The organism is Streptomyces sp. NPDC029674 (assembly GCF_044903205.1).
Classification (GTDB): Bacteria; Actinomycetota; Actinomycetes; order Streptomycetales; family Streptomycetaceae; genus Streptomyces.
Genome location: NZ_JBJDPY010000012.1, coordinates 17,782 through 29,816 on the forward strand (window position 1 = coordinate 17,782; position 12,035 = coordinate 29,816).

Annotated in this window: 12 protein-coding genes and 1 tRNA gene; 9 read left to right on the forward strand and 4 right to left on the reverse strand. The window is 70.7% G+C overall.

What is annotated here, in order from left to right; genetic code table 11:
• Nucleotides 1-54: 54 nt before the first annotated feature.
• The 6 genes from paaA (at nucleotide 55) to ACI2L3_RS26680 (ending at nucleotide 5,081) form a co-directional block, all read left to right on the forward strand.
• Entirely contained in the window at nucleotides 55-1,149 is a 1,095-nt protein-coding gene (gene paaA / locus ACI2L3_RS26655) for a 1,2-phenylacetyl-CoA epoxidase subunit PaaA (protein ID WP_404754924.1), read from the forward strand.
• Nucleotides 1,146-1,436 (forward strand): 1,2-phenylacetyl-CoA epoxidase subunit PaaB, encoded by a 291-nt coding sequence (gene paaB / locus ACI2L3_RS26660; RefSeq protein ID WP_055569192.1) that lies wholly within the window; start codon nucleotides 1,146-1,148, stop codon nucleotides 1,434-1,436. Before paaA ends, paaB begins: the two co-directional genes overlap by 4 nt.
• The gene (gene paaC, locus ACI2L3_RS26665; RefSeq protein WP_404754925.1) at nucleotides 1,433-2,170 is read left to right on the forward strand and encodes a 1,2-phenylacetyl-CoA epoxidase subunit PaaC; all 738 of its coding nucleotides are present in this window, start codon (nucleotides 1,433-1,435) and stop codon (nucleotides 2,168-2,170) included. Before paaB ends, paaC begins: the two co-directional genes overlap by 4 nt.
• The gene (gene paaD, locus ACI2L3_RS26670; RefSeq protein ID WP_404754926.1) at nucleotides 2,164-2,664 is read left to right on the forward strand and encodes a 1,2-phenylacetyl-CoA epoxidase subunit PaaD; all 501 of its coding nucleotides are present in this window, start codon (nucleotides 2,164-2,166) and stop codon (nucleotides 2,662-2,664) included. The genes paaC and paaD overlap by 7 nt, the downstream gene beginning before the upstream one ends.
• Complete coding sequence (locus ACI2L3_RS26675; RefSeq protein WP_404754927.1) at nucleotides 2,664-3,734, forward strand: 2Fe-2S iron-sulfur cluster-binding protein; 1,071 nt, start codon at nucleotides 2,664-2,666, stop codon at nucleotides 3,732-3,734. Before paaD ends, ACI2L3_RS26675 begins: the two co-directional genes overlap by 1 nt.
• Before the next feature lie 213 nt (nucleotides 3,735-3,947).
• Nucleotides 3,948-5,081, forward strand: coding sequence for an acyl-CoA dehydrogenase family protein (locus ACI2L3_RS26680; RefSeq protein WP_404754928.1), 1,134 nt, complete (start codon nucleotides 3,948-3,950; stop codon nucleotides 5,079-5,081).
• 39 nt (nucleotides 5,082-5,120) lie between these two features.
• Here the strand turns inward: ACI2L3_RS26680 and ACI2L3_RS26685 are convergent, their stop codons facing one another.
• From ACI2L3_RS26685 to ACI2L3_RS26700, 4 genes are all read right to left on the reverse strand, one after another.
• Nucleotides 5,121-5,450 (reverse strand): rhodanese-like domain-containing protein, encoded by a 330-nt coding sequence (locus ACI2L3_RS26685; protein ID WP_404755143.1) that lies wholly within the window; start codon nucleotides 5,448-5,450, stop codon nucleotides 5,121-5,123.
• A 48-nt stretch (nucleotides 5,451-5,498) separates the two neighbouring features.
• Nucleotides 5,499-6,242 (reverse strand): hypothetical protein, encoded by a 744-nt coding sequence (locus tag ACI2L3_RS26690; RefSeq protein WP_404755144.1) that lies wholly within the window; start codon nucleotides 6,240-6,242, stop codon nucleotides 5,499-5,501.
• A 349-nt stretch (nucleotides 6,243-6,591) separates the two neighbouring features.
• Complete coding sequence (locus tag ACI2L3_RS26695; protein ID WP_404754929.1) at nucleotides 6,592-8,061, reverse strand: DUF2252 domain-containing protein; 1,470 nt, start codon at nucleotides 8,059-8,061, stop codon at nucleotides 6,592-6,594.
• Between the two features lie 238 nt (nucleotides 8,062-8,299).
• A tRNA-Leu gene (locus ACI2L3_RS26700) sits at nucleotides 8,300-8,386 on the reverse strand.
• Nucleotides 8,387-8,888: 502 nt separating this feature from the next.
• Here ACI2L3_RS26700 and ACI2L3_RS26705 point away from each other — a divergent pair.
• The 3 genes from ACI2L3_RS26705 to ACI2L3_RS26715 all read left to right on the forward strand — a co-directional run bounded on the left by ACI2L3_RS26705 (nucleotide 8,889) and on the right by ACI2L3_RS26715 (nucleotide 12,011).
• On the forward strand, nucleotides 8,889-9,791 hold the full coding sequence (locus ACI2L3_RS26705) for an FhaA domain-containing protein (RefSeq protein ID WP_404754930.1): 903 nt from the start codon (nucleotides 8,889-8,891) through the stop codon (nucleotides 9,789-9,791).
• A gap of 10 nt (nucleotides 9,792-9,801) precedes the next feature.
• On the forward strand, nucleotides 9,802-10,317 hold the full coding sequence (locus tag ACI2L3_RS26710; RefSeq protein WP_362988186.1) for an FHA domain-containing protein: 516 nt from the start codon (nucleotides 9,802-9,804) through the stop codon (nucleotides 10,315-10,317).
• A 131-nt stretch (nucleotides 10,318-10,448) separates the two neighbouring features.
• On the forward strand, nucleotides 10,449-12,011 hold the full coding sequence (locus ACI2L3_RS26715; RefSeq protein ID WP_404754931.1) for a Stp1/IreP family PP2C-type Ser/Thr phosphatase: 1,563 nt from the start codon (nucleotides 10,449-10,451) through the stop codon (nucleotides 12,009-12,011).
• Nucleotides 12,012-12,035: the final 24 nt, after the last annotated feature.

Below are 12,035 nucleotides of genomic sequence, written 5' to 3' on the forward strand. Positions count from 1 at the left end.
AACGAACCGAACGATCGGTCGGGCGGTTCGCTCAGGGTCTAGGGGGACCGAGAGATGGCGACAGCAGCCGCACATCAGGCGGCGGGGACGGAGCCGGACGAGGCCGTGCCCGCCGCGGACACCGCCGCGCGCACGGCGGAGCACCAGGCCGCCTTCGACGCGGCGGTCACCGCCGACGAGCGCATCGAGCCACGCGACTGGATGCCGGACGCGTATCGCGCGTCCCTGGTCCGCCAGATCGCCCAGCACGCGCACTCCGAGATCATCGGCATGCAGCCGGAGGCCAACTGGATCACGCGCGCCCCCTCCCTGCGGCGCAAGGCGATCCTCATGGCCAAGGTGCAGGACGAAGCCGGCCACGGCCTCTACCTGTACAGCGCGGCCGAGACCCTCGGCACCAGCCGCGACGAGCTGCTCGACAAGCTGCACTCGGGCCGCCAGAAGTACTCGTCGATCTTCAACTACCCCACGCTGACCTGGGCGGACGTCGGCGCGATCGGCTGGCTCGTGGACGGCGCGGCGATCACCAACCAGGTCCCCCTGTGCCGCTGTTCGTACGGCCCGTATGCACGCGCGATGGTCCGCGTCTGCAAGGAGGAGTCCTTCCACCAGCGCCAGGGGTACGAGTCGTTGCTCGCCCTCAGCCGCGGCACCCAGGCCCAGCACGACATGGCGCAGGACGCGGTGAACCGCTGGTGGTGGCCCTCCCTGATGATGTTCGGCCCGCCCGACGACGAGTCCTCACACTCCGAGCAGTCCATGACGTGGAAGATCAAGCGCCATTCGAACGACGAGTTGCGCCAGCGCTTCGTGGACATCTGCGTCCCCCAGGCCGAATCGCTCGGCCTGACCCTCCCCGACCCGGACCTCGTGTGGAACGAGTCCCGGGGGCACTACGACTTCGGCCCCATCGACTGGACCGAGTTCTGGGACGTCCTCAAGGGCAACGGCCCGTGCAACGACCAGCGCATCACCCAGCGCCGGCGCGCGCACGAAGAGGGCGCCTGGGTCAGGGAGGCCGCGGCGGCGTACGCCACGAAGCAGGCGACCGGCAAGCCGAACACCCACGTCACCCCTGGTACCCCCGGTACCCGCAGCACTCCCGGCACCCACGAGCGCCCCGCACAGCACGGAGAGGCGACAGCATGAGCAGCTCGACCGACTGGCCGCTGTGGGAGGTGTTCGTCCGCTCCCGTCGCGGTCTCTCCCACACCCACGCGGGCAGCCTGCACGCGCCGGACGCGGAGATGGCCCTGCGCAACGCCCGCGATCTGTACACGCGCAGGAGCGAGGGCGTCTCCATCTGGGTCGTGCCGTCCGCCGAGATCACCGCCTCCTCCCCGGACGAGAAGGACTCCTTCTTCGAACCGGCCGGCGACAAGCCCTACCGCCACCCGACGTTCTACGAGATCCCGGAAGGGGTGAAGCACCTGTGACCGCTGTGACAGCCGCCCTGTCCGAAGCCGCGGCCCTCCCCGCCCTGGCCCTCGGCGACGACGCACTGGTGCTCTCCCACCGTCTGGGGGAGTGGGCGGGACACGCACCGGTCCTCGAAGAGGAGGTCGCCCTGGCGAACATCGCCCTCGACCTGCTCGGCCAGGCCCGCATCCTGCTCTCCACGGCAGGCGACGAGGACGAGCTGGCGTATCTCCGCGAGGAGCGCGCCTTCCGCAACCTCCAACTGGTCGAGCAGCCGAACGGCGACTTCGCCCACACCATCGCCCGCCAGCTCTACTTCTCCACCTACCAGACGCTCCTGTACGGCCAGTTGGCCGCCGGAGACGGCGAGTTCGCCCCCTTGGCCGCGAAGGCCGTCAAGGAGGTCGCCTACCACCAGGACCACGCCGAGCAGTGGACCCTGCGCCTCGGCGACGGCACGGACGAGAGCCACGAGCGCATGCAGCGTGGCCTCGACGCTCTGTGGCGGTTCACCGGCGAGATGTTCCAACCGGTCCCGGGCCTGGACGCCGACTGGCAAGCCATGCACGAGAGTTGGACCTCCTCGGTGACGGCGGTGATCGAGCGGGCGACCCTGACCGTGCCCGAAGGACCTCAGTCCGGCGCGTGGACGGCAGGTGCCGGGCGCCAGGGCCTGCACACCGAGCCGTTCGGCCGGATGCTCGCCGAGATGCAGCACCTGCACCGCAGCCACCCGGGGGCGTCATGGTGACGACCGCGCCCACCGCGCTGGAGGCGGAGCTCCTGGCCCTCGCGGGCTCGGTCCCCGACCCCGAGCTGCCCGTGCTGACGCTGGGCGAACTCGGCGTGGTGCGCGGCGTGCGGATCCTCGCCCCGGGCAAGGTCGACGTCGAGCTGACCCCCACGTACACGGGCTGCCCGGCGATAGAGGCCATGTCCGCCGACATCGAGCAGGTGCTGCACGACCACGGCATGGCCGAGGTCGCCGTGCGGACGGTCCTCTCCCCCGCCTGGTCGACGGACGACATCAGCGCCGAGGGCCGCCGAAAACTCGCCGAGTTCGGCATAGCGCCCCCGCGCTCCCACACGGCGGAGGGCCCCGTCCCGCTGAGCCTGTCGATCCGCTGCCCGCACTGCGGCTCGACCGACACCGAACTGCTCAGCCGCTTCTCCTCCACGGCCTGCAAGGCACTGCGCCGCTGCGTCTCCTGCCGCGAACCCTTCGACCACTTCAAGGAGTTGTGATGGCCCGCTTCCACCCGCTCCGGGTTGCGGCGGTCGACCGGCTCACCGACGACTCCGTGACGCTGACGTTCGACGTGCCGCCGCCGCTGCGCGAGGAGTACCGCTTCGCTCCGGGCCAGCACCTCGCCGTCCGCCGCTTCGTCGACGGCACGGAGATCCGGCGTACGTACTCGATCTGCTCCCCGGCCCCGCCCCCCGAAGCCCCGGAGGGCCCCGGATCCCTCCGCGTCGGGGTGCGCCTCGTCGAGGACGGTGCCTTCTCCACGTACGCGTTCAAGGAAGTCGCCATCGGTGACGAGCTGGAGGTCATGACACCGGCCGGGCGCTTCACGCTGGACCCCGCCCCCGGACGTTATGCGGCGGTCGTCGGCGGCAGCGGCATCACCCCCGTGCTGTCGATCGTCACGACGCTCCTGGAGCGCGAACCGAAGGCGGACTTCTGCCTCATACGCAGCGACCGCACCGCCGCCTCGACGATGTTCCTCGAAGAGGTCGCGGATCTGAAGGACCGCTGGCCCGACCGGTTCCAGCTGGTGACCGTGCTCTCCCGGGAGGAGCAGCAGGCGGGCCTCGGTTCCGGGCGGCTCGACGAGGAGCGGCTCTCGACGCTCCTGCCCGCGCTGTTGCCCGTGGCCGACATCGACGGCTGGTTCCTGTGCGGGCCGTTCGGTCTGGTGCAAGGGGCGGGGCGGACGCTGCGCGGCCTGGGCGTCCCCCGTGGCCGCATCCACGAGGAGATCTTCCATGTGGACGACGCGGGCGTACCCACCGCACCCCCAGCCCCGGCGCCCGCGCACAGCACGGTGACCGCGACCCTCGACGGCCGCTCCGGCACATGGCCCGTGCAGGAGGGCGAAACGCTCCTCGAGACGGTGTTGCGCAACCGCGCCGACGCTCCCTACGCATGCAAGGGCGGGGTGTGCGGCACGTGCCGGGCGTTCTGCGTCTCCGGCGAAGTGCGGATGGACCGCAACTTCGCACTGGAGCCGGAGGAGACAGAGGCCGGCTACGTACTGGCCTGCCAGTCCCGTCCGGCGGCAGACACTGTGGAGCTGGACTTCGACCGCTGACCCCCTGACACCGCCAAGCCCACTCAGCGCACCGATCCCACTCAGCGCACGGACCCCATTGACCCCACCGATTCCACTGACCCCACCGACCTCACTGTCACCGCTGCCCCTTCACCGCCCCGCACCATCCCTGTCTGTTCCCTTCCAATAGAACCTGTTCTATCTTGACGCCGAACACGTCGGTCGGCCGGGGCAGGCACGGGAGGACGGGCAGTGGACTTCACCTTCACCGAGGAACAACAGGCCGTGGTCGAAGCGGCGAAGGCTCTCTTCGCCGACGTCGTACCGGACGGAGTGCCGAGTCCCGCTCTCACGCCAGGCGCCGTCGCCGACGACTTCGACCGCGCCCTGTGGTCCCGGCTCGCCGACGCCGACCTCCTGGGCGTGCTCATCGACGCCGAGTACGGCGGCGTGGGTCTGGACCCCATCGCCCTGTGCCTGATCCTGCGCGAGTCCGCGAAGGTACTCGCGCGGGTCCCGCTCCTGGAGAGCAGCTCCGCCGCAGCCGCCGTACAGGCCCATGGCGGGACCGAGTTGAGGCGAAAGGTCCTCCCCGCGGCCGCCCGTGGTGACCTCGTCCTGACGGTCGCCGCCAACGGCCGCACCGGACACGACCCGGCCGAGCTGGCTGTCACCGCACAGCGCGACGGCGACAGCTGGATCCTGGACGGACTCCAGACGGGCGTGCCCTGGATACAGAACGCCGACCTCGTCCTCGTCCCCGCCCACACACCCGAAGGGCACACCGTCCTCGCGCTCGTCCCTCGCGTCCACGACGGCCTGACCGTCGCCGAGCAGTTCTCCACCAGCGGCGAGCGCCTCGGCGAACTCCGCCTGGAAGCCGTCCGCGTCGCCGCCTCCGACATCATCGAGGCCGACGGCGCCTGGGACCGGCTGCGCGACCTGCTCGCCACCGGGACCTGCGCGCTCGCCCTCGGCCTCGGCGCGGGCGTCCTCCGCATGACCAGCGAATACACCAGCAAACGCGAGCAGTTCGGCCACCCCGTGGCCACGTTCCAGGCCGTGGCCGTGCAGGCCGCCGACCGCTACATCGACCTGCGCGCGATGGAGGCCACCCTCTGGCAGGCCGCCTGGCGCGTCAGCACAGGCCCGGACGGCGCCCTGCCGGCGACGGGAGACGTGGCCGTCGCCAAGATCTGGGCGTCGGACGGCGTGCGAAGGGTCGTGCAGACGGCCCAGCACCTGCACGGCGGCTTCGGCGCCGACACCGACTACCCCCTGCACCGCTATCACGCCTGGGCCAAGCAGCTCGAGCTCTCCCTGGGCCCGGCAGCGGCGCACGAGGAGGCACTGGGCGACCTGCTGGCCGCCCACGCGCTGGGCTGAGCGGTTGAGCTGCCACTCGGCTCAGCTTGCCGAAGTCCGCTAGACCACGGTGCCCGGCTGGCCCTTCTCGTCGACGACGGGACGCCCGGCGGCCGCCCAGGCCTCCATGCCGCCCGCGACGTTCACCGCGTCGATGCCCTGCTGCCCGAGGTACATGGTGACCTGGGCGGAGCGCCCGCCGGACCGGCAGATGACGTTGACCTTGCCGTCCTGCGGCGCCGCCTCGGTCAACTCGCCGTACCGGGAGACGAATTCACTCATCGGAATGTGCAGCGCGCCCGCGGCGTGACCTGCCTGCCACTCCTCGTCCTCCCGGACGTCCAGCAGAAAGTCACCGCTCGCGAGGTCGTCGATGCCGACCGTGGGCACCTGAGTTCCGAAAACCATGCCCCCGACGCTACCCGACGGGCAGCGCCGTCAACCGCGCAGCCGCTCCAGCTCCGCCTCACGCTCGGCGACCTGGGCGAGCAGCTGCTCGGCGATCTCGTCGAGCAGCGCGTCCGGGTCGTCGGGAGCGAGCCGCAGCATCCCGCCGATGGCGCTCTCCTCCAGCTCCTTGGCGAGGACCGAGAGGAGCTCCTTGCGCTGGGACAGCCATTCGAGCCTGGCGTACAGCTCCTCGCTGTGGGTCAGCCGCTGCTCCTCGGGCACGGGCCCCGCGGCCCACTCCTCGGAAAGCTCCCGCAGCATCGCCTCGTCACCGCGGGCGTAGGCGGCGTTGACGCGCGTGATGAACTCCTCGCGCCGCTGCCGCTCGCCCTCCTCCTGCGCCAGGTCCGGATGCGCCTTGCGGGCCAGCTCGCGGTAGAGCTTGCGGGCCTCCTCGCCGGGGCGCACCCGCTGCGGCGGCCGCACCGACTGATCGGTGAGCATCGCGGCGGCCTCGGGGTAGAGCCCCTCGCTGTCCATCCAGCCGTGGAACAGCTCCTCGACGCCGGGCATCGGCATGACCCGGGCCCGCGCCTCCTCCGCCTTGCGCCGATCCTCGGGGTCACCGGTGCGGACGGCGGTGGCCTCGGCGATCTGCGCGTCCAGCTCGTCGAGGCGGGCGTACATGGGGCCGAGCTTCTGATGGTGCAGGCGGGAGAAGTTCTCCACCTCCACGCGGAAGGTCTCCAGCGCGATCTCGTACTCGATCAACGCCTGCTCGGCGGCGCGCACAGCCCTCTCGAGCCGGTCCTCAGGACGCTCCGCGGAAGGCCGCTCGCCGGAAGGAGACTCCTCGGAGGAGGAACGCTCCTGAGAGCGTGCCTCGGCCCGATCCTTGAGCCGCGCCTTCAGCTGGTCCTTGAGCCGCCCTTCGGGACCCGCCTGCCGGACCCCCTCTTGGGGAGTCTCAGGAGTCTCGGGCTGCGTCGGCTCGGCTTCCGGGATCGTCACTCGTCCAGCGTAGGCCACCGGGCGCCCCGCTCATGAAGCCCGCACCGAGACCCGCACCGAAGCCCGCACCCGAGCCCGCACAGCCCAGCCCCGAGCGCTCGCCCTCACATGCCCGACTTCCCCCCCCCCCTCACACCCCCGTCTCCGCCGCCATCCGCCCCTCCTTGACCGCCTTCACCAGCAACGCGTGATCCGCCTCCGTGCGATCCGCGTACGCCGTCGCGAACCGCGCCAACGCCTCGTCCAGCTCGTCGTTCTTGCCGCAGTACCCCGCTATGAGGCGCGGGTCCGCGCTGTGCGCGTGCGCGCGGGCCAGCAGGGCGCCGGTCATGCGGCCGTAGTCGTCCAACTCGTCGGCGGCCAGCGCGGCCGGGTCCACGCTGCCCTTGCGGTTCCTGAACTGCCTTACCTGGTAGGGCAGTCCGTCGACCGTCGTCCATCCCAGCAAGAAGTCGCTGACGACCTGCATCCGCTTCTGGCCGAGCACCACCCGGTGCCCTTCGTGCATGGTCTCCGGAGCCTTGAAGCCGGCCACCGGCAGATGTGGCAGCAGCGCGGACGGCCGGGCCTCCTTGACCTGCAGCACCAGCGGCTCGCCCCGGTGGTCCAGCAGGAGCACCACATACGAGCGGAGCCCGACGCTGCCCGTGCCGACGACGCGGAACGCCACGTCCTGAATCGCGTACCGCGCGAGCAGCGGCAGCCTGTCCTCGGCCAGCGTGCCGAGATACTCCGCGAGCGCGCCCGCCACCGAGGCGGCCTCCGCGTCCGGCACGCGCCGCAGTACGGGCGGCGCGTCGACGAACCGCCGCCCCTCGGCACCGTCACTGTCCTCGACACGTTCCGTGGCCTTCGCCGCGAAGCGGGCGCTCGTGTTCTGCCGCGCCTTCTCGGAGACCCGCTCCAGAGTGCCGAGGAGATCGCGCGCGTCCGTGTGCGAGACCAGCTGCTCGTCCGCGATGGCGTTCCACGCGTCGAGGACCGGGAGCTTCGCGAGAAGCCGCATCGTGCGGCGATAGGCCCCGGCGGCGTCCAGCGCCGCCTCCGCACAGGCATCCTCACCGGCGCCGGCCTCGCGCCCCGCGAGAACCAGGGAAGCGACCAACCGCTTGAGGTCCCACTCCCAGGGGCCGTGCACCGTCTCGTCGAAGTCGTTCAGGTCGATGACGAGGCCGCCCCGGGCGTCCCCGTACAGCCCGAAGTTCGCCGCGTGCGCGTCGCCGCATATCTGCGCGCCGATGCCGGACAGCGGGGTGCGCGCGAGGTCGTACGCCATGAGTCCCGCGGAGCCCCGCAGGAACGCGAAGGGTGAGGCGGCCATCCTGCCGACCCGGATCGGCGTGAGCTGGGAGAGCCGGCTGCGGTTGGACTCCTCCACGGCGGCCACGGGATCCGGCCGCCCGCCGTCCACCTCGAACTCCGCGTGCGCGGAGCGGGGCACCTGGCGGCGGAGCGCCTTGCCCTCCCCCTTGGGCGACCCCTGCCCCGGCCACTCGGCGAACCCCGGCACCCGCGGCAGCCGCTCACCCCACTGCCCCCGCCGGCCCTCCAGGCCCTGCCGCTCCCGCTGCCCGGGAATCTTCCTGTCGAGCTCCGCCATGCCCCTGCCCATGCCCATCGCCCCCGTCGGCTATCGGCCATTCCCCGATCCGGCCTCGACCGTACCGCCGCCCGCCGAAAGCCGTGAGGGCCTGTGGATAACTTCGGTGACATACATCACCGCGTCACGCCACGTCCGCGACACGCGCCTCGAAGGCACAGTTCGAGGGAACAACTCAAGGGCACAAAAAGAAGCGGCCCTCCTTCGGACTTTCATCCGGAGGAGGACCGCTTCCTCATGGTGCGCGAGGGGGGAGTTGAACCCCCACGCCCTTGCGGGCACTGGAACCTGAATCCAGCGCGTCTGCCTATTCCGCCACCCGCGCATGGGTGTTGTCTTTGGGTCTCTCACTGTGTGGTGCGAGCGCCTGCCGACATCCAGAAGATTAGCACGCTGCAGCGGGTGGATTCACATCCGTTCGGGGCGGGCACCTGGCCCCAGAAGCTTTGCCCGGCCCCGGCCGGGTCCCATCCGTCCGACGGGCCGAACCAGTCGCGCCCAGCACCCGGGTCACGTCTTCACCCGCCCCGGCCGGGCTCACCCGGGTCCACAGCCAGGTGCGGGACACTGGCTTTGGGCCCCCTCTACGATCCGTTGTAAAAGGAGGCTCGAGCAGACGTCCCGAGCAGCTGCCCGTACGGGGTTCCCGGGGCCACAGATCAGGGTCTCGTCAGGGGTCCTGCGAGGATCCCTGGACGCTGGTGCGGGCATGTCTTGTGAGAGGCGACACTCGTCGACTGGGCGGACAGGGGGAACCAGCCGATTTCCCGGCGCGTGGATACGATCAGTAAGCAGTACCAGGATGACTACGACGGAGGAGGTGCCCCATGGGAGTCCTGAAGAAGTTCGAACAGCGACTTGAAGGTCTGGTCAACGGCACCTTCGCCAAGGTGTTCAAGTCCGAGGTTCAGCCTGTCGAGATCGCCGGCGCGCTCCAGCGGGAGTGCGACAACAACGCGACGATCTGGAACCGCGAGCGGACCGTCGTCCCCAACGATTTCATCGTGGAGCTCAGCGCCCCCGACTTCGAGCGGCTGAGCCCGTACTCGGGCCAGCTCGGCGACGAGCTCTCCAGCATGGTGCGCGACTACGCGAAGCAGCAGCGCTACAGCTTCATGGGTCCCATCAAGGTTCACCTGGAGAAGGCCGAGGACCTCGACACCGGGCTGTACCGCGTGCGCAGCCGCACCCTCGCCTCCAGCAGCTCCCAGTCGCCCGAGCACGCCCCCACGGGCCCCGGCGGCCCGGCGGCCCCCGGTCGCGGCGCGGGCGGCGGTGTGGGGGCGGGCGGCGCCGGCGGTTATGGCTACCCGCAGCCTCCCTCCGGGGCTCCCGGCGGCGCACCTCCCATGCCCGCCGCACCACCGCCGGGCGCGGGCCGCCCCGGTGGCCAGTCCCCGGCTCCGAGCAGGCCTCAGGGCCCCGGTGCCGGACCACTTCCGGGCGCCCAGGTGCGGCGCTGGATCGAGATCAACGGCAATCGCCATCAGATCTCCCGCCCGACGCTGGTGCTGGGACGCAGCACCGACGCCGATGTGCGGATCGACGACCCCGGCGTATCCCGCCGGCACTGTGAGATCCGGACCGGAACGCCCTCGACGATCCAGGATCTCGGGTCTACCAACGGCATCGTGGTAGACGGGCAGCACACCACCCGCGCTACGCTCCGCGACGGCTCGCGGATCGTCGTGGGCCAAACCACCATCGTTTACCGGCAAGCCGAAGGGTGAAGCGGGGGCAATGTCAGAGCTGACCCTGACGGTCATGCGGCTAGGTTTCCTAGCTGTTCTGTGGCTGTTCGTGATCGTGGCCGTCCAGGTCATCCGCAGCGACCTGTTCGGAACGCGCGTCACACAGCGCGGTTCCCGGCGGGAGCGGCCGCAGCAGGCTGCCCGCCAGCAACAGGCCGCACCTCCTCAGCAGCGCCAGCAGCAGAGCGGTGGCGGCCGCCAGCGGCGCGGTGCCCCCAGCAAGCTCGTCGTCTCCGAGGGCATCCTCGCCGGGACGACGGTCGCGCTGCAGGGCCAGACCATCACGCTCGGCCGGGCGCACGACTCCACGATCGTGCTGGACGACGACTACGCCTCCAGCAGGCATGCCAGGATCTACCCGGACCGTGACGGCCAGTGGATCGTCGAGGATCTCGGGTCCACCAACGGCACGTATCTCGACCGGACCCGACTCACCACCCCGACGCCCGTTCCGCTGGGCGCGCCGATCCGCATCGGCAAGACCGTCATCGAGCTGCGGAAGTAGTACTACGTCATGACAGAGCGCGAGCGGAGCGAGCGAGCCGAAACGGCTGTCCAGGCACTGGACGCCGGCGCGCTCCCGACCGGAGGGTGGGCACCGTGCGGATGTACCCGGAGCCGACGGGCGAGGTGCGCATGAGTCTGTCTTTGCGCTTCGCCGCCGGATCGCACAAAGGCATGATCCGGGAGGGGAACGAGGACTCCGGTTACGCCGGCCCGCGTCTCCTCGCGATCGCCGACGGCATGGGGGGCCAGGCCGCGGGCGAGGTGGCGAGCTCCGAGGTCATCTCGACGCTCGTCACGCTCGACGACGACGTCCCGGGTTCCGACATCCTGACGTCGCTCGGCACCGCCGTGCAGCGCGCCAACGACCAGCTGCGCATGATGGTCGAGGAGGACCCCCAGCTCGAGGGCATGGGGACCACCCTGACCGCTCTGCTGTGGACGGGCCAGCGCCTCGGCCTCGTCCACGTCGGTGACTCGCGGGCGTACCTCCTGCGGGACGGCGTCCTCACGCAGATCACCCAGGACCACACCTGGGTGCAGCGCCTCGTCGACGAGGGCCGCATCACCGAGGAAGAGGCCACCACCCACCCGCAGAGGTCCCTCCTCATGCGCGCGCTGGGCAGCGGCGACCACGTCGAGCCCGACCTGTCGATCCGTGAAGTCCGCGCTGGTGACCGGTACTTGATCTGCTCGGACGGCCTCTCCGGAGTCGTCTCGCACCAGACCATGGAGGACACCCTCGCCTCCTACCAGGGCCCGCAGGAGACCGTGCAAGAGCTCATTCAGCTCGCGCTGCGCGGCGGCGGCCCCGACAACATCACGGTGATCGTCGCCGACGTCCTGGACATCGACAGCGGTGACACCCTCGCGGGCCAGCTGTCCGACACCCCGGTGGTCGTCGGCGCGGTCGCCGAGAACCAGCTCCAGGCGCAGGACGACGGCGCCATGCAGACCCCCGCGGGCCGTGCGTCGGGCCTCGGCCGTCCGGTGCCGCCGCAGGCCCCCCACGGACAGGGCGGCGGCTTCGGCCCGCCCGGCAGCGGCGACACCACGGGGTACGTCCCCGAGGGCAGCTTCGGGGCGTACGACGACGATGACTTCGTGAAGCCCGGCGGCGGCCGCAAGTGGCTCAAGAGATCCCTCTACGGGGTACTCGCACTCGCCGTCATCGGCGGCGGCCTCTACGGGGGCTACCGCTGGACGCAGACCCAGTACTACGTGGGCACGAACGACAAGCACATCGCCCTGTACCGCGGCATCGACCAGGACCTGGCGTGGGTCAGCCTGTCGAAGGTCGAGAAGGACCACCCCGAGATCGAACTCAAGTACCTGCCGCCGTACCAGCGCAAGCAGGTCGAGGGCACCATCCCCGAGGACAACCTCGACGACGCCAAGAGCAAGATCGAGGAGCTGGGCCTGCAGGCCTCCGCCTGCAAGAAGGACGCCGAGCGCCGCGAGGTCGAGCGCGAGAACAACGCCAAGACCGGCGAAGGCGAAGCGGGCGGCACGACCGGGCTGCGCAAGGCGCCGACCCCGGACCCGACCACGCCCGGCCAGAACACCGAGAACGACCAGAACGACAAGAACAGCTCGACCGACAAGAACAAGTCCAAGACCGCACCGACTCCCACACCCGGCCCCAGCCTCTCCGAGGATGAGCAGAAGCTGGTCCCGCTGTGCGGTAAGCAGTAAGCAGCCGTTGGGGGCCTCTGCACG